The organism is Pseudomonas sp. HAR-UPW-AIA-41 (assembly GCF_002304225.1).
In the GTDB taxonomy this organism is placed as follows: Bacteria; Pseudomonadota; Gammaproteobacteria; order Pseudomonadales; family Pseudomonadaceae; genus Aquipseudomonas.
The window spans coordinates 335,049-358,249 of the sequence record NZ_NSLB01000004.1 but is presented as its reverse complement, the minus strand read 5'-3'; the positions used below and the strand labels follow the sequence as shown (position 1 = coordinate 358,249).

The window sequence follows — 23,201 nt, the reverse complement described above, 5'->3', positions numbered from 1 at the left end:
GTGCGGACAACTTGCGGTAGGGCGGCAGGCCGATTTTTTGTAGGGATTGCCCTACAAGATGTCGGTCAGACCAGCTTGTGTTCCATGGCGTACTTGACCAGTTCGGCCACCGAGTGAGCGCCCATCTTTTCCATCAGGCGTGCCTTGTGCGTGCTCACGGTCTTGCTGCTGATGGCCAGATGCTGGGCGATCTCGTTGACGCCCTCGCCCTGCACCAGACGCTCGAACACGGAAAACTCGCGCTCGGAGAGCAGGGCGTGGGGCGGCCGCGAATCGGTCAGACCGACCTCGAAGACCATGCGGTCGGCCAGCTCCGGGTCGATGTAGCGGCCGCCGCTGGCGACCTTGCGGATGGCGGTGAGCAGCAGTGCCGGGTCGCTGTCCTTGGTGGCGTAGCCGGCGGCGCCGACCTTCAGCGCGCGGGCGGCCATCTGCGCCTCGTCGTGCATCGACAGCATCAGCATCGCCGGTGGCTGAAGCAGGGCGCGGATACGCGGGATGGCTTCCAGGCCATTCACGCCGGGCATGGAAATATCCAGCAGCACCACGTCGCAGGGCGTTTGGCGCAGCACGTCCATCAGCTGTTCGCCGTTACCGGCTTCACCCACCACCAGCATGTCTCTGGCCATGCCGATCAGTTGCTTGATGCCCTCGCGGACAATTGTGTGGTCTTCGGCCACCAGCACTCGAATCACTCTTCTGTCTCCTCATCCAGGGCCACATAGACACACAGGGTAGTGCCTGCACCGGGGTGGCTGTCGAGGCTTAGCGTGCCGCCGAGCATCAGCACGCGCTCGCGCATGCCGACCAGACCAAAGGAGCCGTGCACCGCAGCCGGGTCGAAACCGCGGCCGTCATCGCTGACGCGCAGACACAGCTGCTGGCCCTGCACGCGCAGGCTGATCTCCACGCTGTGGGCCTGAGCGTGGCGCAGAATATTGGTCAGCGCTTCCTGCAGCACGCGGAACAGGCCGATGGCCTTGGCGTCCGACAGGGCCGGCAACTGCTCGGGCACTTCCACCAGACAGGGGATCTGGCTGCGCGCCTCGAAGCGCCGCGCCTGCCATTCGATGGCCGAGGCGATGCCGGCATCGAGGATCGGCGGGCGCAGGGCGGTGGCCACGTCGCGTACCAGCTGGAACAGACTGGCGATAAGTTTCTTCATGCTGTCCAGGCGTGCCTGCAGGCCGGGGTCGAGGTGGGCGTAGGCCAGTTCGCACATCGAGGTTTCCAGTTTCAGTACGGTGAGCACCTGGCCCAGCTCGTCGTGGACCTCGCGGGCGATGCGTGCCTTTTCTTCCTCGCGCACGCTCTCCAGATGCGCCGACAGCTCGCGCAGCTGGGCGCGGGATTCGCCCAGGGCCAGCTCGATGGCCTTGTTGGCGCTGATGTCCCAGACGATGCCGTCCCACACCACGCGGCCGTCCTCGAAGCGCCGGGCGGTGGCCTTGATGTCGACCCAGCGCTGTTCGCCGCTTTGGGTCAGCAGGCGGCCCTGCCACTGCCAGTCGCGGTCGGCGGCCAGCGCGGCATCCTGAATGGCGCGGTAGTCGGCCTGGTCGTCCGGGTGGGCCAGGCTGCGGATGCCGCGGTCGGCATGGGAGAGGAATTCGGCGGAATAGCCCAGCAGACCCTGACTGGCTTCGCTCATGTAGGCGAACAGCACCGGGGCGCCCGGCGCCGCCCGTTCCAGACGGAAGACCAGACCGGGCACGTTGCCGGCGATGCCCTTCAGGCGTGCTTCGCTCTCCTCCAGTGCGGCATGGGCTCGGCGCCGTTCGGTGACGTCGCTGAGGAATACCAGCAGGTATTCGCTCTCGCCGAAGCGCAGGAAACTGATCGACACATCCACCGGCAGCAGGCTGCCGTCGGCGCGCACGCACTGGGTTTCGAAGCTCAGCGCGCCTTCCTCCGGCTGGCGTGCCCGGCGCCACAGGCCGAGCCAGCGGTCCATGTGCAGGCCGGGCTCGAAGTCGGCCAGCGGCCGGTCGACCACCGCGCCGGCCGGATAGCCGAGCATCTGTTCGGCGGCCGCGTTGGCATAGCGCACGCGGCTGTCCCAGTTGACCCAGAGAATGCCCACGGTGCTCTGGTCGATGGCGAACTGGGCGCGCCTGAGGGCCTCTTCCGCCGCCTGCTGCTGGCTGAGTTGCAGGCGGGCATCGAGCAGGCGTTTTTCCAGCGCGCTGCGCTGGCGCAGCAGCCAGGTGAGGATCGCTGCACAGGCCAGCAGCAGCGCCAGCAACACCAGGCTGATGTTCTGCCACAGGCCCGGCGACTCGCTCAGGCGCGGATACTGAATCCGCAGCCAGCGGTCGTGCAGCTGGTTGAGCTGACGGGGCGGCAGGCTGCGCAGCGCCGTGTCGATCAGCTCGGCCAGCTCCGGCTGGTCGCGGCGGCTGGCCACGCGCAGGAGCAGGGGAAAGCCGATATCGCCGACCACCGCCAGTTCGCTGAATTCCTGCAGGCGCGACAGCCGGCTGAGCTGAGCCTCATCGGCCACCGCAAACTCGCTGGTCTGGTTGATGACCTGCTGCAAGGCGGCTTGTTCATCCGCGCTGGGCCGCAGGTCGAGGTTGCTGAAATTGCTGCGCAGGTAGGCCAGCACCGGGCTGCCGCTGGCCACGCTAACCGGGCTGCCGGCCTCCAGCGCATCCAGCTCCACGGTGCCGGCCTGGCGGCGCTCGCCGACCACCAGATGCGGTACGCGCAGGTACGGGTCGGAGTACTGCCACAGGCGCAGGCCGGCCGGCGTCTGCAGCAGGCCGGGGGCCAGGTCGATGGCGCCGGCCTTGAGCGCGGCCTGTAGTTCGTCCTGGCTGGCATAGTGCTGCCACTGCCAGCTGACGCCCAGAGCCTGGCCCAGCCACTCCATCAGCTCCACGTTGGCGCCGGACAGGCGCTGCTGCCGGCGGTCGAACTGGGCGTAGGGTGATTGCAAGACGATGCCAACGCGCAGCGGTCCGTGGGCTTCCAGCCAGAGGCGCTGGGCCGTTGTCAGCGTCAGCGGCGCGGGCGCGTCGGCCCATGCCGGAAGCGCCAGCAGGCAGAGCAAAAGGGTGACTAGGCGCAGCAGCACGGGGGTGACCTTGTAGTCGCAATGGTTCTGAGCATATCCGAGGTGCTGCTGGCGGGCGATGCGACCATGGTCCCGCTGGGCTCGGCCGGCACCGGTCGACAGCCTGTAAAGCCTTGCCGTACGCGGCGTTGGCGATTTTGCACAGGTCGCGAATCTAGCAGCACAATGACGCAAAAACGCTCTTAGCAAGCGCCCGGCATGCCGTTACACTGCGCCCCGCCCGTTGCCCGCAACGGTCCCGGCCCGCTTGGCGTGCCGGCAGCGCTGCCCCTGCCAGAGTGGGGCTTCGCGGCTGAGGATTGCCTCAGTCAGTCGCTATCCTGACCAACCCAAGAGGACAGCCCGGTGGTCAAGAAAGCTGCGTCATTTGCCGCATTGGGCGGCCTCGTCTATTCCACCGATGGCGGCCGGCATTGCCCGGACTGCAACCAGCCGGTGGATGCCTGCATCTGCAAACAGACTGTCATTCCCCAGGGCGATGGCATCGCCCGCGTGCGCCGCGAAACCAAAGGCCGCGGCGGCAAGACCGTCACCACCATCACCGGCGTGCCCCTGCCCGAAACCGAGCTGAAGGAGCTGGCCAGCGCGCTGAAGAAGCGCTGCGGCTGTGGCGGCGGGCTCAAGGACGGGGTCATCGAGATCCAGGGCGACATGGTCGACCTGCTGCTCGAAGAACTCGCCAAGCGCGGCTTTAAAGCCAAGAAGTCCGGCGGCTGAATCTGTTTTCGTGCGTTTCCGTGAAGGCTGAAGCCGACGCGGTGACGCCTGTCATCTTTACTTTTCATTCTGAGGGCTGCCGTGGGCAGCCCGCCCGACAAGGAGCACGCCATGTCCCGTCGCACCCGCAAAAACGATGGCAGCCAGTGGACCGTTGCCGATAGCCGCAGTGTGTATGGCATTCGCCATTGGGGTGCCGGCTATTTCGCTATCAACGAAGCCGGGCATGTGGAGGTCAAGCCCAATCGCGCGGCTAAGGGCGCCATTGATCTCGCCGAGCTGGTTGGTGAGCTGCGTCAGAGTGGTCTGTCGCTGCCATTGCTGCTGCGTTTCCCGGATATTCTGCAGGACCGTGTGCGTCAGCTTACCGGCGCCTTCGACGCGAGTATCGAACGGCTGGGTTATCAGAATCGTTACACCGCGCTGTATCCGATCAAGGTCAATCAGCAGGAGGCGGTGGTGGAGAACATCATCGCCACGCAGAACGTTTCCATCGGTCTGGAGGCTGGCTCCAAGCCAGAGCTGATGGCCGTGCTGGCGCTGGCCCCGCGCGGCGGCACCATCGTCTGCAACGGCTACAAGGACCGCGAGTTCATCCGCCTGGCGCTGATGGGGCAGAAGCTCGGTCACAACGTATTCATCGTGATCGAGAAGGAGTCCGAGGTACGTCTGGTGATCGAGGAGGCGGCCGCACTCAAGGTGCTACCGCAGGTCGGTCTGCGTGTGCGTCTGTCCTCGCTGGCTTCCAGCAAGTGGGCCGATACCGGTGGCGAGAAGTCCAAGTTTGGCCTCTCTGCCGCGCAGATCCTCGCCGTGGTGCAGCGCTTCAAGGACGCCGGGCTGGAGCAGGGCATCCGCTTGCTGCATTTTCACATGGGCTCGCAGATCGCCAACATCGCCGACTACCGCAAGGGTTTCCGCGAGGCCATCCGCTACTACGGCGAGCTGCGCGCGCTGGGCCTGCCGGTCGATCACGTCGATGTCGGTGGCGGCCTGGGCGTGGACTACGACGGCACCCATTCGCGCAACGCCAGCTCGATCAACTACGACATGGAGGATTACGCCTCCACCGTGGTCGACATGCTCAAGGAGTTCTGCGACCGCCAGTCCCTGCCGCACCCGCACATCTTCTCCGAGAGCGGCCGGGCCATGACCGCGCACCACGCGGTGCTGGTGATGCAGGTGACCGATGTGGAGCGGCACAACGACCAGGCGCCGAAGATCGACTCGGCCACCGAGCAACCCGAGGTTCTGCAGCACCTGATCGAACTGCTGGGCGATACCGACCCGGAGATGGTCGCCGAGATCTACTGGCGCGCCACCCACTTCATCGAGGAAGCCGCCGCGCAGTACTCGGCCGGCAAGCTGGACCTCGCGCAGAAAGCCCTGGCCGAGCAGTGCTACTTCGCCCTTTGCCGCAAGCTGCACGAGCAGCTGCGCGCCAGCCAGCGCTCGCACCGTCAGGTTCTGGATGAGTTGAACGACAAGCTGGCCGACAAGTACATCTGCAACTTCTCGGTGTTCCAGAGCCTGCCGGACACCTGGGCTATCGGCCAGATCCTGCCGATCCTGCCGCTGCAGCGCCTGGAGGAGGAGCCGCAGCGCCGAGCTGTGCTGCAGGACCTGACCTGCGACTCCGACGGCAAGATCAAGCAGTATGTTGACCAGCAGAGCATCGAGACCAGCCTGCCGGTGCACGAGGTGCGCGAGGGCGAGGACTACCTGCTGGGTGTGTTCCTGGTCGGCGCCTACCAGGAAATCCTCGGCGACATGCACAACCTGTTCGGCGACACCGATTCGGTGAACGTTTATCAGCATGCCGATGGCCGTGTGGAACATGGCGGTATCGAAACCCATGACACCATCGAGGACATGCTGCGCTACGTGCACCTGGAAGCAGCGGAGCTGATGCCGCTGTACCGCGACAAGGTGGCCCGTGCTCACCTGTCGGCGGCTGAGCGTACGCAGTTCATTGATGCCCTGCGACTGGGACTGACCCGCTCCTCCTATCTCGCCGAGTAGTCCCTACCCGGCCGCCTCGGCGGCCGGTAGTTGATGCTCGATGCGATTGCGTCCGTTTTCTTTGGCCTGATAGAGCAACTGGTCGGCGCGACGGATTGCCTGATCCAGGCTTTCGTCTGTTTTTAGCAGCACCAGACCTCCGCTGAGGGTTACCTGCTGGCGTTCGGCAAACCTTGCCCGCTGGGCCTCTTGGCGCATACGTTCGGCCACGTTGGCGGCAGAGCTGGCGTCGTCCAGGAGCATCAGAACCACAAACTCCTCGCCGCCCCAACGGCAGATAAGGTCGAACGGGCGGGCCGACTTCAGCATGTATTGGGCGGCCTGGCGCAGCACCTGATCGCCAACGGCATGGCCGAAGGTGTCGTTGACCACTTTGAAGTGGTCAATGTCCATCAGTAGCAGAGCTACATGGCCCTGCTGGCGAGCGTTTAGAGCCAGAATGCTGGCTGCTTTGTCGTAAAAGCCTCGACGGTTGAGGGTGTTGGTCAGTGGGTCGGTTTGCATCAGACGTGTAACGCGGCGCAGAGCAAAGAAAAGACGCCAGGCCACGCCATAAAGCAGCAGTGCCAGACCTATCAGCAGCCAGGTGGCGCTGCTTTGTCGGGCGGCTAGCCAGTACAGCTGGCTTTCACTGATGTGATGCAGCAGCCACAGCTGACCGCCGAGCATCGGCTTGCCCAGCCAATGTACTCCTGCAGAACTGTCCCAGCTGGCTTGTGCGCTGGGAGGCAGGGCGTATTGCTCATGAAGACTGAATGCTCCCTGGCGAACCACAATCTTGCCGTGTTCATCGACCAGCAGGGTTTCGCCGTGGGTGACGCCGCTGCTGGTCAGGCGCCGGAGCAGCTCGATGCCCAGGTCCAGGGACACCACGCCGAGCATCCTGTTCTGTTCATAGATCGGTGCTGAGAGGGTGATCATCAAGTCTTTTCCGCCGGCATCCTCGTAGAGACTGGAGATGATCTGCCGGCGTTGTGGGTTGTGTTCGGCGAGGGCGTCTTGCCAGAACGGCTTAAGCAGAAAGGCTCTCTCGAAGTGAAACTCGTCGAGCGATGGTTTTGGCGCCAGATACATGAAATCGCTGGCTGAGGTGTAGTACACCCAGCTGATTTGCGGATTGTGTTTCAGGATCGGAGCGAACAGAGCGTCCAGGCCGAGGGCGGCGTTTAACTCTCGGTGTGTGTTGTTATTGAGTGGTAGGGGGCCGAGACCTGTAACGCTGCCGCTCAGTTCACTGGCTCCCTGTTCATCTTCACGGCCGGAGAGTGCCCAGCGCTGGCCACCAGCCAGCGGGCGCAGGGCGCGCAGCGCCGGCAATACTGGGGGATTGTCGCGGTAGCGTTGCAGCAGCAGTTGCTGCATGGCATCGACCTGGGCACTGAGCAGGGTCAGGTAGTTCTGGGTCAGTTCATGACGAGCTTGAAAGGTCTGCTCGATGTCTGCACGCAGGCCATTGAGGTTCGCGTGGTAGCGATAGGCGCCCAGGCCGAGGGCGAGCATGAGCGCCGGCAGCATCAGGATCAGGCGGGTGCGGCTAGTCACGAGCATGGCGAATCCGCAGGCAAAGACAGCATGATTTCCAAGCAGTATGGCAGCCCGCGTGTACCTTGCCTGTGGCGCTGTATTAATCCTGTGACCGGCTCAGAGCGCGCAGGCGTTCGACCCCCACCGGCTCTTCGGTCAGCAGCGGCACCAGGGCATAGCGCCGGGCATGCTGGCTGGCCACCGAGTGGATTTCCTTCAGTTCGTTGTGCGCGCGCTGGCGCAGCAATGCCGAGCGGGGGCGGGCGGCGGCCAGGCTGTTGTTGATCACCCAGGCCCAGGGCTCGATGCCGGCGCGGCGCAGGTCGTTCTGCAGACCGGCTGCCTCCAGCACCGGGGTGGTTTCAGCCAGCGTTACCAGCAGTACCTTGGTCTGCTGCGGGTCCTGCAGCTGCATCATCGGTGTGCTGAAGCGCAGATGGCTGTCGCTCATCTGCCGGGCAATCTCGCGGTGATAGGCGCCGGTGGCATCGAGCAGCAGCAGGGTATGGCCGGTGGGCGCGGTGTCCATTACCACAAACTGGCGGCCAGCTTCGCGGATGGCGCGGGAGAAGGCCTGGAACACGGCGATCTCCTCGGTACAGGGCGAGCGCAGGTCTTCGGCCAGCAGAGCGCGGCCGGCTTCGTCCAGTTTGGCGCCCTTGCTGGCCATGACCTGAGCCCGGTAGGCCTCGGTGGCCGCATGCGGGTCGATGCGGCTGACCCGCAGGTTCTCCAGCGAACCGTTGAGGGTTTCGCTCAGGTGGGCTGCCGGGTCGGTGGTGGTCAGGTGCACGGGCAGGCCACGGCTGGCCAGCTCCACCGCCACGGCCGCGGCCAGGGTGGTTTTGCCCACGCCGCCCTTGCCCATCAGCATCACCAGTCCATGGCCGTTGGCGGCAATCTCGTCGACCAGCTCGGCCAGACTAGGAGCCTGCAGCGCCGGTTCGGCTGGCAGTGTCTGGCTCGTGCCCGGGCTGGTGCTGTCGAGCAGCTGGCGCAGGGCGTCGAGACCGACCAGATCGAAGGCCTTGAGCGGGATCTGCTCGCACGGCAAGTCACGCAGTGGTTCGGGCATGGCGGCGATGGCCGCCTGTTCGCGGCGCTGCACGGCCGCGGCCAGCGGGTCGTCTGCGGTCTCTGTGGCCGGCAGCACGCCATTGATCACCAGATGCTGCTGGCCGAGGCCGATGGCGGCCAGCTCCTCGTGGGTGCGCGCCACTTCGCGCAGGGTCGCCGCCTGGGCCCGGGCCACCAGAATCAGGCGGGTACGCTGCGGGTCGGCCAGCGCCGCCACCGCGGCGGCGTACTGCTCGCGCTGCTTGTCCAGCCCGGCCAGCGGCCCGAGACAGGAGGCATCGCCCTGACCAGCCTGAAGAAAATCGTTCCACGCTCCCGGCAGTTGCAGCAGGCGGATGGTGTGTCCGGTGGGGGCGGTGTCGAAGAGGATGTGGTCGTAGTCGCGGGTCAGTTCGGAGTCCACCAGCAGGGCCGTGAACTCGTCAAAGGCGGCGATCTCGGTGGTGCAGGCGCCGGACAGCTGCTCTTCCATGCTGCGCACCACCTCGTCGGCCAGCACGCCGCGCGCCGGGCCGATGATGCGTTCGCGGTAGGCCTGGGCGGCACCCGGCGGATCGATTTCCAGCGCCGACAGGCGGGGTACCGCCGGCACCGGGGTGATCTGGTTGCCGATGCGGATGCCGAAGACCTGGCCGACATTGGAGGCCGGGTCGGTGCTCACCAGCAGCACACGTTTGCCTCTGGCGGCGAGGGTCAGGGCGCTGGCGCAGGCGATCGAGGTCTTGCCCACTCCGCCCTTGCCGGTGAAGAACAGGAAACGCGGTGCGGCGTGGAGAAACTGCATGGCCAGCTCCTGCTTAGTGGGTGTTCAGGGTGCGCTCGTACCAGCCCTGGCTGCGGTTGACCAGATGCACCAGCCAGAGCATCAGCGGCACCTCGATCAGCACGCCGACCACCGTGGCCAGTGCGGCCCCCGAGTTGAAACCATAGAGCACGATGGCCACCGCCACCGCCAGCTCGAAGAAGTTGGACGCGCCGATCAGCGCCGCCGGCCCGGCGATGGCGTGGCGCACCCGCAGGCGCCGGCACAGCCAGTAGCCGATCGCGGCGATCAGCAGGGTCTGCAGCAGCAACGGCACCGCCAGCAGGGCAATCACCAGCGGCTGGGCGATGATCGCCTGACCCTGAAAGGAGAACAGCAGCACCAGGGTGCTCAGCAGGGCGAGGGTGGCCAGCGGGGCGATCTTCGCCAGTGCCGCGTCGAAAGACGCCTGGCCCCGGCGCAGCAGGTGGGCGCGCAGCCACTGGGCGATGGCCAGGGGAATGACGATGTACATCAGCACCGACAGCAGCAGGGTGTCCCAGGGCACCGGGATCGATGACACGCCCAGCAACAGGGCGACGATGGGGGCGAAGGCCAACACCATCACCAGATCATTGAGCGCCACCTGGGTCAGGGTGAAGTTGGCATCGCCGCGGCACAGGTGGCTCCAGACGAACACCATGGCCGTGCAGGGCGCCGCCCCGAGCAGGATCATGCCGGCCACGTAGCTGTCGATCTGCTCGGCCGGCAGCCAGTCGGCGAACAGGTGGCGGACGAACAGCCAGGCGAAGAACGCCATGGTGAAGGGCTTGATGGCCCAGTTGACCACCAGGGTCACGCCCATGCCGGCCTTCTCACGCCACACCTCGTGCAGGGAAGAGAAGTCGATCTTCATCAGCATGGGGATGATCATCACCCAGATCAGCAGGCCCACCGGCAGGTTGACCTGAGCGATCTGCAGCGCGCCGACGGTCTGCGCCGCCTGCGGCAGGTACAGGCCCAGCAGGGTGCCGGCGATGATGCACAGCAGCACCCACAGGCTCAGGTAGCGCTCGAAGAACCCCAGTGGGCTGGCGTTGGACATCCGGCTTGCTCCGTCATTGTTTTGAAATATCTGTTTTACAGAATATGCCTCATTAAATATATTCGGCAAAACGTATTTATTGCGGCAGGTCAATCCATGAAGCGTCCGTTGCGCGTGCTCTTTCTCTGTGTCGCCAATTCGGCCCGTTCGCTGATGGCCGAGGCGCTGCTGCGGCATGCCGGTGGCGAGCAGTATCAGGTGTTCAGCGCCGGCAGCCGGCCGGGCTCGCCCGATTCGCGGGCGCTGGCGGCGCTGGAACAGGTGGGCATCGCCACGGCGGCCCTGCGCAGCAAGGGTATCGACGAGTTCGCCGGCGAGCACTTCGATTATGTGATCACCCTGTGTGACAAGCAGGCGCTGGAGTGCGCGGCATTGCCCCAAGCCGACGAAGTGCTGGCCTGGCACTTCGAGGACCCGGCGGCCAGCTCGCAGCCCGCGGCCTTCCGTCAGACCCTGCAGGCCATCCACGAGCGCATCAAGCTGTTCGTGCTGATCAACAGCAAGGAAGAGAAGGCGCTGGCCGACAGCCTGACTCCGCTGAGCCTGTTCAAGAGTCTGGCCGATGAGACCCGCGCGCGCCTGTGCCTGCTGATCGCCGCCGAGGGTGAGTTGTGCGTGTGCGAGCTGACCACGGCGCTTGAGCAGAGTCAGCCGAAGATTTCCCGGCACCTGGCGCAGCTGCGCGCCGCCGGGTTGCTGGAAGACCGCCGGCGTGGCCAGTGGGTGTATTACCGGCTGCACACGCTGCTGCCCGAGTGGGCACGGCAGATCGTGCAGCAGGCCGGGCAGGCCGATGCGGCTGCCGTGGCCGCCGACGCCGCGCGCCTGAACAACATGGGTAACCGCCCCGACCGTCAGGCGCAGTGCGCCTGATGATGTGAACCGATAAACGAGTGGAGTTCGATATGACGATCAAAGTGGGTATCAACGGTTTTGGCCGCATCGGCCGTCTCGCCCTGCGCGCCGCCTGGGACTGGCCGGAGCTGGAGTTCGTGCAGATCAACGACCCGGCCGGCGATGCCGCCACCCACGCCCACCTGCTGAACTTCGACTCGGTGCATGGCCGCTGGCAGCACGAGGCGGGCAGTGAGGGCGACTGCATCCTTATCGGCGGCAAGTCGATCAGGGTCACCGCCAACAAGGCCATCGCCGACACCGACTGGAGCGGCTGCGATCTGGTGATCGAGGCCAGCGGCAAGATGAAGACCGTTGCGGTGCTGCAGGCTTACCTGGAGCAGGGCGTCAAGCGCGTGGTGGTCAGCGCTCCGGTCAAGGAAGCCGGCGCCCTCAACGTGGTCATGGGCGTCAACCAGCAGCTGTTCGACCCGGCCGTGCACCGCATCGTCACCGCCGCCTCCTGCACCACCAACTGCCTGGCGCCGGTGGTCAAGGTGATCCACGAGAGCCTCGGCATCCGCCACGGCTCGATCACCACCATCCATGACCTGACCAACACCCAGAGCATCCTCGATCAGCCGCACAAGGACCTGCGCCGCGCGCGTGCCTCGGGCATGAGCCTGATCCCGACCACCACCGGCTCGGCCACCGCCATCGCGGAAATCTTCCCCGAGCTGCGCGGCCGCCTGAACGGTCATGCCGTGCGCGTGCCGCTGGCCAACGCCTCGCTGACCGACTGCGTGTTCGAGGTCGAGCGCGCCACCACGGCCCAGGAGGTCAATGCTCTGCTCAAGGCCGCCGCCGAAGGCCCGCTCAAGGGCATTCTCGGTTACGAGGAGCGCCCGCTGGTGTCCATCGATTACCGCACCGATCCGCGCTCGTCGATCATCGACGCGCAGTCGACCCTGGTGGTCAACGGCACCCAGGTGAAGCTCTACGCCTGGTACGACAACGAGTGGGGCTACGCCAACCGCACCGTCGAGCTGGCCCGCCTGGTCGGCCGTGCCTGAGTGAGCTGACATCATGCGTGCGCTTGCCAGCCTTTCCGCCGAAGTCCGTCAGTACCTGCTGGTCACCGGCAACTACTGGGCCTTCACCCTGACCGACGGCGCGCTGCGCATGCTGGTGGTGCTGCACTTTCACAGCCTCGGCTACTCGCCGTTGCAGGTGGCGCTGCTGTTCCTGTTCTACGAGCTGTTTGGCGTGGTCACCAACCTGTTCGGCGGCTACCTCGGCGCGCGCATCGGCCTGAACCGCACCATGAACCTCGGGCTGGCGCTGCAGGTGGCGGCGCTGCTGATGCTGACGGTGCCGTCGCCCTGGCTCAGCGTGCCCTGGGTGATGGCGGCGCAGGCGCTGTCCGGCATCGCCAAGGACCTCAACAAGATGAGCGCCAAGAGCGCGATCAAGTTGCTGGTGCCGGGCGAGGCGCAGGGCCAGCTGTACCGCTGGGTGGCGCTGCTGACCGGGTCGAAGAATGCACTCAAGGGCGTGGGTTTCTTCTTGGGCGGTGCCCTCTTGGCGCTGCTGGGGTTTGCCGGCGCGGTGCTGGCCATGGCGCTGGTGCTGGGGCTGATCTGGCTGGCCAGCCTGTGTCTGCTGCGCAATGACCTGGGCAAGGCCCGCGCCAAGCCGAAGTTCCGCGATCTGCTGTCCAAGAGCCGCGCGATCAACCTGCTGTCGGCGGCGCGGCTGTTCCTGTTTGGCGCCCGCGACGTGTGGTTCGTGGTGGCGTTGCCGGTGTTCCTGGCCACCCAGTTCGGCTGGGATTTCTGGCAGGTGGGCGGCTTTCTCGCCCTGTGGATCATCGGCTACGGCCTGATCCAGACGCAGGCACCAAGGGTCACCGGCAAGGCCTCCGGGCGTCTGCCCGATGGCCGCGCGGCCTTTGTCTGGGCGCTGGTGCTGGCCGGTCTGCCGGCGCTGATCGCGCTTGGCCTGAGTACTGGCGGTCCGGCGCAGGTCTGGGTGCTGGGCGGGTTGTTGCTGTTCGGCGCGCTGTTCGCGGTGAACTCTTCTCTGCACAGCTACCTGATCGTCAGCTACGCCAAGGAGGACGGCGTGTCGCTGGACGTGGGCTTCTACTACATGTCCAACGCCCTCGGCCGGCTACTCGGCACGCTGCTGTCAGGCTGGCTGTTTCAGACCTGGGGGCTGGAGGTCTGCCTGTGGGTATCCAGCGCCTTCGTGCTGGTGGCGGCGCTGGTTTCGCTGGGTTTGCCCCGGCACGGCCCGCAGGCTCAGTAGTGATACCACTTGAGCTGCAGCATCACTTCGTTTTCCGGGCCGGTGAGGTGGCTGAACTCGCGCAGGGCCGACAGGCGCAGGCCGAGGTTCTGCCCGAGCTGCCACTGCTGGTTGAGTGACAGGCGGCGGCGTACTTCGCCATTGAGGAAGTAATCGCCGGCTCCTTCGACGCTCGACGTGCCCAGCGCGTTGTGCCAGAGCAGACCGGTGTTGAAGCCGCCGGCGGTGGCCAGGTAGGGCGCGAAATCGCTGTTGTGTTCGACCCGCCCGGTGGCCATGGCGAAGGCCAGGGTGCTGTCGGTCAGTTGCCAGCTGGCACCGGCACCGCCATTGAGGTGCGCCACCAGGGTTTCGTCGCCGTCCTTGCCCGGCACCCGCTCGAAGCCGCCGGCCACCTGCCAGCTCAGCGGCTGCAGCAGTTGGTTGCGCGGGGTCAGCGAGCGGATGGTGGCGAAATCCAGTTCCTGCAGCTGCCAGTGGTTGTTCTCGTACTGGCGCAGCTTGAGGCCGAGAATCTCGATCTGCGCGCCGAGGGGGAAACCGGCCAGGTTGTCGTTGAGGTCGTGATAGGCCATGCGCAGGCCGTATTCGGCAAAGGCGCGGTCGTCGCGGCTGCCCACACCCAGTTGCCAGGTGCGCGAGTCGTGGCCGTCTTCCGGCAGCTCCGGGCGCTGCACATCGAGCGTGGTGGGCGGATTCTGGTTGATCGCCCGCAGCAGCTGGTAGCTGCGCTGGGCGGCGGCCGGGTCGCGCTCCTGGCCATTGGCCTGATAGCGCAGCAGGCGGTAGGCGCCGTCCTGCACCAGCGCGCGGCGCTCGGCCGGCAACACCTGGAATTCGGCAGACTGCAGGGGCCGGGTGTCGGCGGCCAGGGTTTTGACCCACTGCAGCTCGTCGTCATTCAGCGGTTTGGCGCGCTCTAGCAACTCACGTTCGCGTGAGGGGCGGTAGTCGATGCGCTCGACCAGGCCGGCATCCTTGATCGCCCGCACGGTGTCCACCGGAATGGCGGTGATCGGGAAGTCGTCGGTCAGCTCCAGGCCCGGGCGGGCGATTTCTAGCAGCTCGAGCAGGCGGTAGGAGCAGTTCTCGTCGAAGAAGTAGTAATCGAACTGGATCTGCTTGAGTTCCCAGACGTGCTCTACCATGCGCCCGGTTTCCTCGGGCGTCAGGTTCAGGCGGTATTCCCACAGGTCGCGGTTTTCCAGACGGCTGTATTCGCTGAGCTTCTCACGGTAGGGCAACAGGGCGAACAGCCCCGGGTAGCCGCCCATCAGACCTTTCCAGGCATAGAGGATGCTGTTGTCGCTGCCTTCGATGAAGGCGCCGAAGTTCAGCGCGTAGCTGAGCAGAGCGGTGCCGTTCTGGTCGATGTCGGCCTGGTCGATGCGCAGCAGGGTGTGGCCGAACATCGACGACGGGCTGTTCAGGTAGGCCGCCGGGAAGATCAGTACGCTACTGTGCGGGGCAATGTCGCGGTACCAGGTGGTGAATTCGCCGCAGGCCGGTTGCGGCAGATCGTTCAGCTGCAGCTGGTCGCGCAGCCAGCGCGTGCGTGCCGGGAACACGCACTGGGGGTGTTTGTCGCCGAGGTCGGCGGGGCGGTAGAGCGCTGTGAGGGTGGCACTCAGCTCGGCGGACGGATCGTGCGGGCCGTCGGGCGAGAGAAAGAAATCGTCGTCATCCACATAGCTGCGCCAGCCGCCGAGCTTGCCGGTTTCGTAATGCCCGATGGCCAGCCAGTAAGGGTCATTGGCCAGCTGTTGCAGACGGGCGGGCGAGGGGCTGGCGGCCAGAGCAGGCAGGCTCAGGCACAGCGCCAGACTCAGGCCAAGAACAGGCCGGGAGGCGAAGCGTTTGCGCATGGGGAGGGATTCGATGGTGCAAGTGGGGCAGGAAAGGGGAGGCCCGTCCGGGTGGACGGGCCTCGGCGCATCAGGCTTCGCTGGCGTACTGGGCCAGACGGGCATCCTGCTTCATCACCGCCAGGGTGGCAGCGTGAACTTCGGCGTCGGTGGCGTTGGCCGAGGTGAAGATGTCGCTGAAGTGCTCGTGGGTCACTTGGGCAAAGTGAGCGCGGTCTTCCGGCTTCACGCCCAGGGCCACGGCGTAGGTGGTCAGGGCTTCGCCTTCACCCTTGGCCATGTCTTCGGACAGCTCGTCCATGATCGAGCCCAGTACCAGCATCGGCTTGCCGCCGTAGGTCAGGGTGCCGTTGGTGGAGCAGCCGTTGGTGCCGGAGGTCATGCCGAAAGTGGCGTTGCCCGAGGTGCCGTTGGTGGTCGAGGCCACGAAGTGCGAGGCCATGCCACGCTGCCCCTTGAACAGCATGTTGCCCCAGCCACAGCTCGGGCCACCCGGGGCTTCGGCGAAGGCGGCAGCGGAGGTGAGGGCGAGCAGGGAACCGATCAGAATCCGTTTCATGGGTAATCTCTCTTTTATGGTTGGAACGCAGACGTCATGCCTTGCGGTGCACTCAGCATTTTCGTTCTGCCGGCGGGTGTCAAGCGGCGGCCTTTTGCCAGCGGCGCAGGCTCACAGGATTTGATGCAAGTCAGTGCGCGCTGGCGACCATGAGCCACACTGCAGGCATCTGTTGAAGGAGCCTTGCAATGACCGCTTTCGATCCGCGTAGCACCCTCGAACAACTGGCTGCCAACTACCGCGGCCGCGCCGAAGCCATCCGCCGCGATCTGGGCCGCAGCCATTCCCAGGATTTTGCCGAGCAGGCCAGCGAGCGGCAGAACGACGAGGTACTGGAGGCGCTGCTGGCCGAAGCCGAGGTGGCGCTGCGTCAGGTCGAGCATGCCCGTGAGCGTCTGGCGGCCGGCCATTACGGTGAGTGCGTGCGCTGCGGTGAAACCATCGAGGCGGCTCGTCTGGCTGCGCTGCCGATGGCCGAGTGCTGCCTGAAGTGCGCTGACTGACAGACGCCGGCAGAGAGCACAGCCACCCCGTCAGGTTTTCCTGGCTGCGGGAGCTCGGCCGGTTGTCTGCCTTGCCAGTGCGCCGGGGGCGCCGCAGAATGCAGGCATCCCCGCGGCCCTGAGCCGCCCGCCTGCAAGGATTGACGATGGCCGCTACCGCCGTTGCCGCTCTCAAGCTTCAGCCTGAAGAGCTTACCCGCCCGTACTCCCCCGACCAGTTCAACTTTGCCAGCACCGACGAGCTGGAGCCGTTCCGCGGCGTGCTTGGCCAGGAGCGCGCCGTCGAGGCGCTGCAATTCGGTGTGGCCATGCCGCGCCCCGGCTACAACGTTTACGTCATGGGCGAGCCGGGCACCGGGCGCTTCTCCTTCGTCAAACGCTACCTGCAGGCTGAGGCCAAGCGTCTGGCCACGCCGGCGGACTGGGTTTACGTCAACCACTTCGACGACCCGCGCGAGCCGCGTGCGCTGCAGTTGCCGCCCGGCGAAGGCGCGCAGCTGATTGCCGATATCAACCAGTTGATCGACAACCTGCTGAGTACCTTTCCGGCAGCCTTTGAGCATCCGACCTTCCAGCAGAAGAAGAACGCCATCGACCGCGCGTTCAATCAGCGCTACGACAAGGCTCTGGACATCATCGAGAAGGCTTCGCTGGAGAAGGACGTGGCGCTGTATCGCGACAGCGCCAATGTCGCCTTCACTCCGATGAAGGACGGCAAGGCGCTGGACGAGGCCGAGTTCGCCCAGTTGCCCGAGGCCGAGCGCGAGCGCTTCCATCGCGATATTTCGGCGCTGGAAGAGCAGCTCAATGAAGAGCTGGCCAGCCTGCCGCAATGGAAACGCGAGTCGAGCAACCAGCTGCGCCAGCTCAATGAGGAAACCATCACCCAGGCACTGCTGCCACTGCTGGCGCCGTTGTCGGCCAAGTATGCGGAGAACGCCAGCGTGGTCGCCTACCTGCAGGCCATGCAGGTCAATTTGCTGAAGACCGTGGTCGACCAGATGGTCGAGGACAACCGCAGCGATGCCCAGCGCCGCCGCGCCCTGGAAGAGGATTACAGCCCCAGCCTGGTGGTGGGCCACCATGCCCAGGGCGGCGCGCCGGTGGTGTTCGAGTCGCACCCCACCTACGACAACCTGTTTGGCCGCATCGAGTACAACACCGATCAGGGCGCGCTCTACACCAGCTACCGCCAGCTGCGTCCGGGTGCGCTGCACCGGGCCAATGGCGGCTACCTGATCGTCGAGGCCGACAAGCTGCTCAGCGAGCCCTTCGTCTGGGATGCGCTCAAGCGTGCCCTGCATTCGCGCCAGCTGAAGATGGAGTCGCCGCTGGGCGATCTCGGCCGGCTGGCCACCGTCACGCTCACCCCGCAGGTGCTGCCGCTGCAGCTGAAGGTGGTCATCGTCGGCTCGCGCGAGCTGTATTACACCCTGCAGGACCTCGATCCGGACTTCCAGGAAATGTTCCGTGTGCTGGTCGATTTCGACGAGGAAATCGCCCTCTCCGACGAGAGCCTGGAGCAGTTTGCCCAGTTGCTGAAGACCCGCACCAGCGAGGAAGGCATGGCCCCGCTGACTGGTGCGGCGGTGGCGCGCCTGGCCACCTACAGTGCGCGGCTGGCTGAACACCAGGGGCGCCTGTCGGCGCGCATCGGTGATCTGTTTCAGCTGGTCAGCGAGGCCGATTTCATCCGCCATCTGGCCGGTGATGCGCTGACCGATGTCGGCCATATCGAGCGGGCGCTCAAGGCCAAGGCCGACCGGACCGGGCGGGTCTCGGCACGCATCCTCGATGACATGCTGGCCGGCATCATCCTGATCGATACCCGGGGCGCAGCGGTCGGCAAGTGCAACGGCCTGACCGTGCTGGAAGTCGGCGACTCGGCCTTCGGTGTACCGGCGCGCATTTCTGCCACGGTCTATCCGGGCGGCAGCGGCATCGTCGACATCGAACGCGAGGTCAATCTCGGCCAGCCGATCCACTCCAAGGGTGTGATGATTCTCACCGGCTACCTAGGCAGCCGCTACGCCCAAGAGTTCCCGCTGGAGATTTCCGCGAGCATCGCGCTGGAACAGTCCTACGGCTATGTCGACGGCGATAGTGCCTCGCTCGGCGAGGTCTGCACCTTGATCTCGGCGCTGTCACGCACGCCGCTCAAGCAGTGCTTTGCCATCACCGGATCGATCAACCAGTTTGGCGAGGTGCAGGCGGTCGGTGGGGTCAATGAGAAGATCGAGGGCTTCTTCCGGCTGTGCGAGGCTCGCGGTCTGACCGGCGAGCAGGGGGTGATCATCCCGCGCGCCAACGTCACCAACCTGATGCTCGACGAACGCGTGCTGCAGGCCGTGCGTGGCGGGCAGTTCCATGTCTACGCGGTGAGCCAGGTCGACGAGGCGCTGTCGCTGCTGGTCGGCACCGATGCCGGCACGCCGGACGAGCAGGGCGTGTTCCCCGAGGGTTCGGTGAATGCCCAGGTGGTTGCCCGCCTGCGCGAAATCGCCGAGCTGGGCATGGAGGATGACGACAAGGGCAAAGACAAGGACAAGTCGGACGCGTCCTGACCGCTGGTCAGTCACTGAGCGAAGTGCTGCCGGCCGCGCCAAACCTGCCTGAGCGGCGCTTGCCCCCGTACTGTCCACAAAGATATCCACAGCTGGCGTGGATAAGCGCCGGGCTTCTACGGCGCCGCCTGCGGGTGTAGTCTCAAGGCAGACCCCTTGAGGATTGCCGCCATGGCGCGTGACCTCTGCCTGATTCGTCATTTCATGGGAATCGTCACCCGCATCGAATGCGAGGTGCGCCCGCTGGCCGACGGACGCGGCCTGTGGACGCTGCTCTGTGCGGCCGGCATGAATGCCGCCCAGCCGTCGACGATCAAGGCGCAAGGCCCATTCCACGGGCCTTTGCAGGCGGAAGGGGTGCTTGCGGCGATTGCCAGCAACCTGATCGATCAGGGCTATCGGGTCTGCCCCTCACCTGCCATCTGGCGCCTGCACCTGCAGGCTGAATTGCGCCGGCAACAGGCCGAGCACGGCCGTCATCTGGGCGACTGTCAGTTCCGCCCAGAGACCTGACGGTCAGCTTTGCTGCTGTTTTGATCAGGGCGCTGCAGGCCACGGCCGAGGCGCTCCGGGGCATTCGCTGCAGAGCCTCTCCACAGAGTTATCCACAATTGCCGGGGATAAGCGCCGACGCCTCTGGCAGGCTTGTCTGAGCGCTTTGCGCGGGTATACTCGCGCCAGTTTTGGCTCATCGGGGGACCCCATGGAACGCTTTATCGAAAACGCCATGTACGCATCACGCTGGTTGCTGGCGCCCATCTATTTCGGCCTGTCGCTGGCGCTGCTGGCGCTGGTGCTGAAGTTCTTTCAGGAAGTCATACACATTCTGCCGAATGTGTTTGCCATGGCCGAGGCCAACCTGATTCTGGTGCTGCTGTCGCTGATCGACATGGCGCTGGTGGGCGGCCTGCTGGTAATGGTGATGATCTCCGGCTACGAAAACTTCGTGTCGCAGCTGGATATCGAGGAGGGCAAGGAGAAGCTCAGCTGGCTGGGCAAGATGGACTCCGGCTCGCTGAAGATGAAAGTGGCAGCCTCCATCGTGGCGATTTCCTCGATTCACCTGCTCAAGGTGTTCATGGATGCCAAGAACATCGATCCCGAGTACCTGAAGTGGTACGTGATCATCCACATGACCTTTGTGGTGTCGGCTTTCGCTATGGGTTACCTGGACAAGCTGACCAAGCACGATCACTGATCCTGTGCGCTGTTACCCACCGCCCGGCCTTCGCAAGATCGCCGGGCGGTTTTGTTTAGGTGGCAGCCTTTGGAAATTTATCTGTACAGAATCCTATATTTGTACAATATTCGTACATGTAGATGCCCTGTATAGGTGAATGCCATGAAACTCGTCGAATTGCGTGAGCAGGCCTTGAACAGCGAGGTCGCAGAGCTGGCCCTGATCTCCCTGGAGGGCGGCACCTACGTGCTAGAGGCCACGGTGGGTGAGCGCCAGTTGCCGGTGAAAGATGATCAGGGGCGGGTGTTGCACCTGCGTTCGGTGGAGCATGCCCGTGATCTGCTCAAGGACATGCCGCCAGTGCCGTTCTATCTGGTGCATGCCGAGGTGCATGACCAGATGTGCGGGATGGCGCCGGCGGCCAGTGAGCCGCTGCGGGTGGCCATGTCGCTGAGCTCGGCCTGGTAGCCCTGTGCCCGACTCTGCTGTACAGCGCCTGGCGCTGGTTCTGGGAGATCAGCTCAGTTTCGGACTGCCTTCGCTTGAGGCTCTCGACCCAGCCACGGATGCCGTGCTGCTGGCCGAGGTGGCGGCCGAGACCGACTATGTGCCCCATCACCCGCAGAAGATCGCGCTGATTTTCAGCGCCATGCGCCACTTCGCCGAGGCGCTGCGTCAGCGGGGCTTTCGCGTGCACTACGTGTCGCTGGAAGACCCGGGCAACAGTGGCTCTCTACCGGGTGAGCTGCAGCGGTGGTCTGAGCGGCTGGCGGCGCGTGAGGTGCATGTCACCGAATGCGGCGAGTGGCGCCTGGAGCAGGCGCTGAAATCCTCCGGTCTGCCGATTCACTGGCATGCTGATACGCGCTTTCTCTGTCGTCGTGACGAGTTTGCCGCCTGGGCTGCGGGTAAGCGTCAGTTGCGCATGGAGTTCTTCTACCGGCAGATGCGCCAGCGCAGCGGGCTGCTGATGAATGGCGATGGCACTCCGGTGGGTGGCGCATGGAATTTCGATGCCGATAACCGCCAGGCACTGCCTGCCGGTTTCAATGCCCCTTCGCCGAGGCAGTTTGCCCACGATGCGATCACCCGTGAGGTGCTGGAGCTGGTCGGCCGGCGCTTTGCTCATCATTACGGCAGCCTGGAGGCGTTCGACTATCCGGTGACCCATGCCGAGGCCGAGGCGCTCTGGCAGCACTTTATCGAGCAGGCGCTGCCGTCCTTTGGCGACTATCAGGACGCCATGGCCACGGGGCAGCCCTTTCTCTTTCATGCGCGCATCAGTGCGGCGCTGAACATCGGCCTGCTTGATCTGCGCCGGCTCTGCGCGGACGTGGAGGCGGCGTACTGGGCCGGGCGTGTGCCGCTGAATGCCGCCGAGGGTTTCATCCGCCAGCTGATCGGCTGGCGCGAATATGTGCGGGGTATCTACTGGCTGCATATGCCGGAATACGCCACGCGCAACGCCTTCGGCAACACGCGGGCCCTGCCTGAGTTCTACTGGACCGGGCAGACGCGGATGAAATGCATGAGCCAGGCCATCGGCCAGACCCTGGAATACGCCTATGCCCATCACATCCAGCGGCTGATGGTGACGGGCAACTTTGCTCTGCTGGCCGGCATCGCCCCGCAGCAGGTGTGTGACTGGTACCTGGCGGTGTACCTCGATGCCTTTGACTGGGTCGAGCTGCCCAATACCCTGGGCATGGTGATGCATGCCGATGGCGGCTACCTTGGCTCCAAGCCTTACTGCGCCAGCGGTCAGTACATCAAGCGCATGTCGGATTACTGCCGCGGTTGTGCCTACAAGGTCACCGAGAGTACCGGTGAGCAGGCCTGTCCGTTCAATGCCCTGTACTGGCATTTTCTCATGCGCCACCGCGACCGCCTGGGGGGCAATCAGCGCCTGGCCATGGTCTACCGGAATCTCGATCGCCAGCCAGAAGCCAGGAAGCAGGCGCTCTGGCAGCGTGGCGAGGCACTGCTGGCGCGGCTGGATGCGGGGGAGTCTCTGTGAGAAGGAAGGCTGATCTGCCGAGCAAGGTCTGTGTGGTCTGCGGCCTGCCCTTTGCCTGGCGGCGAAAGTGGGCGCGATGTTGGGCTGAGGTGCGCTATTGCTCGGAGCGCTGCCGGCGTCAGCGCTAAGGGACTGTGTTAGTCTTGCCGGCCTTTTTTGTCCTACCCAGGGAGCCGGCCATGTCCGAACTGAACCTTTCCACCGACGAAGCCCGCGTGAGCTATGGCATCGGCCGCCAGCTGGGCGACCAACTGCGTGACAACCCGCCGCCGGGCGCCAGCCTCGAAGCCATCGTGGCCGGTCTGCGCGATGCCTTCAACAACGTGCCGAGCCAGGTTTCCTCCGAGCAGCTGAACGCCAGCTTCCGCGTCATCCGTGAAATCATGCAGGCCGAAGCTGCCGCCAAGGCAGAGAAAGCCGCCGCTGCCGGTCGCGAGTATCTGGCCGAGAATGCCAAACGTGACGGCGTGACCGTGCTCGCCTCCGGCCTGCAGTACGAAGTGCTGGTTGCTGGCGAGGGCGCCAAGCCGTCGGCCGACGATCAGGTGCGCACTCACTACCACGGCACGCTGATCGACGGCACCGTGTTTGACAGCTCCTACGATCGTGGCCAGCCGGCCGAGTTTCCGGTCGGCGGCGTGATTCCGGGTTGGGTTGAAGCTCTGCAACTGATGGGTGCCGGCAGCAAGTGGCGTCTGCATGTACCGAGCGAGCTGGCCTACGGCGCTCAGGCGGTTGGCAGCATTCCGCCGCACAGCGTGCTGGTGTTTGATGTCGAGCTGCTCGACATCCTGTAAGTCACGGCTGTTGTACACAACGGGGCGCTCTGGCGCCCCGTTGTCATTTCAGCCTTCCAGTGTCGGACGCAGGGCGCGGGCGTAACAGTAGAGAAAGAGGTTGCGCACCAGCTCCTTGAGCAGGCCGGGCTCGGTGCAGCTGAGGTCGGCCATGTCCAGTTCACCCTGTTCACGCAGCTCCTCCAGCGCATCTTCGTGGAGCATGGCGCAGACCTCGCCGGTGTCGCTGTTGAGGATGCGCAGATAGGGGTGCGGACGATCCAGCCAGGCATCGATCAGATAGGTCATGTCTCATCTCCTTGAAAA

21 protein-coding genes are annotated in these 23,201 nt (G+C 65.1%); 13 read left to right on the top strand and 8 right to left on the bottom strand.

Annotated features, from left to right (window positions below; translation table 11 throughout):
• Positions 1–65: 65 nt before the first annotated feature.
• Positions 66–695 carry a response regulator transcription factor gene (locus CK486_RS10910; RefSeq protein ID WP_095940318.1) on the bottom strand — a complete coding sequence of 210 codons (630 nt, stop codon included), beginning with the start codon at positions 693–695 and terminating at the stop codon, positions 66–68.
• Positions 692–3,079 carry a PAS domain S-box protein gene (locus CK486_RS10905; protein WP_256574405.1) on the bottom strand — a complete coding sequence of 796 codons (2,388 nt, stop codon included), beginning with the start codon at positions 3,077–3,079 and terminating at the stop codon, positions 692–694. The genes CK486_RS10910 and CK486_RS10905 overlap by 4 nt, the downstream gene beginning before the upstream one ends.
• A 345-nt stretch (positions 3,080–3,424) precedes the next feature.
• Between CK486_RS10905 and CK486_RS10900 the strand changes: the two genes are divergently transcribed.
• Both CK486_RS10900 and speA read left to right on the top strand, forming a co-directional pair.
• Positions 3,425–3,796: a translation initiation factor Sui1 gene (locus CK486_RS10900; protein ID WP_095940317.1), complete on the top strand. Its 372-nt coding sequence runs from the start codon at positions 3,425–3,427 to the stop codon at positions 3,794–3,796.
• A gap of 111 nt (positions 3,797–3,907) precedes the next feature.
• Positions 3,908–5,818: an arginine decarboxylase gene (speA, locus tag CK486_RS10895; RefSeq protein ID WP_095940316.1), complete on the top strand. Its 1,911-nt coding sequence runs from the start codon at positions 3,908–3,910 to the stop codon at positions 5,816–5,818.
• A 3-nt stretch (positions 5,819–5,821) separates the two neighbouring features.
• Here the strand turns inward: speA and CK486_RS10890 are convergent, their stop codons facing one another.
• The 3 genes from CK486_RS10890 to arsB all read right to left on the bottom strand — a co-directional run bounded on the left by CK486_RS10890 (position 5,822) and on the right by arsB (position 10,266).
• Positions 5,822–7,366 carry a sensor domain-containing diguanylate cyclase gene (locus CK486_RS10890; protein WP_095940315.1) on the bottom strand — a complete coding sequence of 515 codons (1,545 nt, stop codon included), beginning with the start codon at positions 7,364–7,366 and terminating at the stop codon, positions 5,822–5,824.
• A gap of 76 nt (positions 7,367–7,442) precedes the next feature.
• Entirely contained in the window at positions 7,443–9,203 is a 1,761-nt protein-coding gene (gene arsA / locus CK486_RS10885) for an arsenical pump-driving ATPase (protein WP_095940314.1), read from the bottom strand.
• 13 nt (positions 9,204–9,216) lie between these two features.
• Positions 9,217–10,266 carry an ACR3 family arsenite efflux transporter gene (gene arsB, locus CK486_RS10880; RefSeq protein ID WP_095940313.1) on the bottom strand — a complete coding sequence of 350 codons (1,050 nt, stop codon included), beginning with the start codon at positions 10,264–10,266 and terminating at the stop codon, positions 9,217–9,219.
• 96 nt (positions 10,267–10,362) lie between these two features.
• On the opposite strand from arsB, the gene CK486_RS18405 reads away from it, so the two are divergent.
• From CK486_RS18405 to arsJ, 3 genes are read left to right on the top strand one after another with little or no spacing between them, the layout of a single operon-like run.
• Complete coding sequence (locus tag CK486_RS18405; RefSeq protein ID WP_095940312.1) at positions 10,363–11,139, top strand: metalloregulator ArsR/SmtB family transcription factor; 777 nt, start codon at positions 10,363–10,365, stop codon at positions 11,137–11,139.
• Positions 11,140–11,171: 32 nt separating this feature from the next.
• On the top strand, positions 11,172–12,173 hold the full coding sequence (locus CK486_RS10870; RefSeq protein WP_095940311.1) for an ArsJ-associated glyceraldehyde-3-phosphate dehydrogenase: 1,002 nt from the start codon (positions 11,172–11,174) through the stop codon (positions 12,171–12,173).
• Positions 12,174–12,186: 13 nt separating this feature from the next.
• On the top strand, positions 12,187–13,410 hold the full coding sequence (arsJ, locus tag CK486_RS10865) for an organoarsenical effux MFS transporter ArsJ (RefSeq protein ID WP_095940310.1): 1,224 nt from the start codon (positions 12,187–12,189) through the stop codon (positions 13,408–13,410).
• On the opposite strand, the gene CK486_RS10860 is transcribed toward arsJ, so the two are convergent.
• Positions 13,404–15,275, bottom strand: a complete 1,872-nt coding sequence (locus tag CK486_RS10860; protein WP_095940309.1) for a DUF4105 domain-containing protein — start codon at positions 15,273–15,275, stop codon at positions 13,404–13,406. The two genes, arsJ and CK486_RS10860, sit on opposite strands and share 7 nt — an antisense overlap.
• 70 nt (positions 15,276–15,345) lie before the next feature.
• On the bottom strand, positions 15,346–15,834 hold the full coding sequence (locus CK486_RS10855; protein ID WP_095940308.1) for a DUF3015 domain-containing protein: 489 nt from the start codon (positions 15,832–15,834) through the stop codon (positions 15,346–15,348).
• 188 nt (positions 15,835–16,022) lie between these two features.
• On the opposite strand from CK486_RS10855, the gene CK486_RS10850 reads away from it, so the two are divergent.
• The 8 genes from CK486_RS10850 to CK486_RS10815 all read left to right on the top strand — a co-directional run bounded on the left by CK486_RS10850 (position 16,023) and on the right by CK486_RS10815 (position 22,895).
• Positions 16,023–16,337, top strand: a complete 315-nt coding sequence (locus CK486_RS10850) for a TraR/DksA C4-type zinc finger protein (protein ID WP_095940307.1) — start codon at positions 16,023–16,025, stop codon at positions 16,335–16,337.
• Positions 16,338–16,483: 146 nt separating this feature from the next.
• Positions 16,484–18,901 carry a Lon protease family protein gene (locus CK486_RS10845; protein ID WP_095940306.1) on the top strand — a complete coding sequence of 806 codons (2,418 nt, stop codon included), beginning with the start codon at positions 16,484–16,486 and terminating at the stop codon, positions 18,899–18,901.
• Between the two features lie 171 nt (positions 18,902–19,072).
• Positions 19,073–19,414, top strand: coding sequence for a hypothetical protein (locus tag CK486_RS10840; protein ID WP_095940305.1), 342 nt, complete (start codon positions 19,073–19,075; stop codon positions 19,412–19,414).
• Positions 19,415–19,604: 190 nt separating this feature from the next.
• Positions 19,605–20,099 (top strand): TIGR00645 family protein, encoded by a 495-nt coding sequence (locus CK486_RS10835; protein ID WP_095940304.1) that lies wholly within the window; start codon positions 19,605–19,607, stop codon positions 20,097–20,099.
• A 144-nt stretch (positions 20,100–20,243) separates the two neighbouring features.
• Positions 20,244–20,549 (top strand): DUF6482 family protein, encoded by a 306-nt coding sequence (locus tag CK486_RS10830; protein ID WP_095940303.1) that lies wholly within the window; start codon positions 20,244–20,246, stop codon positions 20,547–20,549.
• 4 nt (positions 20,550–20,553) lie between these two features.
• Positions 20,554–22,098 carry a cryptochrome/photolyase family protein gene (locus tag CK486_RS10825; protein WP_095940302.1) on the top strand — a complete coding sequence of 515 codons (1,545 nt, stop codon included), beginning with the start codon at positions 20,554–20,556 and terminating at the stop codon, positions 22,096–22,098.
• Positions 22,095–22,226 (top strand): DUF2256 domain-containing protein, encoded by a 132-nt coding sequence (locus tag CK486_RS10820; RefSeq protein ID WP_095940301.1) that lies wholly within the window; start codon positions 22,095–22,097, stop codon positions 22,224–22,226. Before CK486_RS10825 ends, CK486_RS10820 begins: the two co-directional genes overlap by 4 nt.
• A 51-nt stretch (positions 22,227–22,277) precedes the next feature.
• Positions 22,278–22,895: an FKBP-type peptidyl-prolyl cis-trans isomerase gene (locus CK486_RS10815; RefSeq protein ID WP_095940300.1), complete on the top strand. Its 618-nt coding sequence runs from the start codon at positions 22,278–22,280 to the stop codon at positions 22,893–22,895.
• Between the two features lie 48 nt (positions 22,896–22,943).
• Here CK486_RS10815 and CK486_RS10810 read toward each other — a convergent pair whose 3' ends face one another.
• Positions 22,944–23,183, bottom strand: a complete 240-nt coding sequence (locus CK486_RS10810; RefSeq protein WP_095940299.1) for a hypothetical protein — start codon at positions 23,181–23,183, stop codon at positions 22,944–22,946.
• Positions 23,184–23,201: the final 18 nt, after the last annotated feature.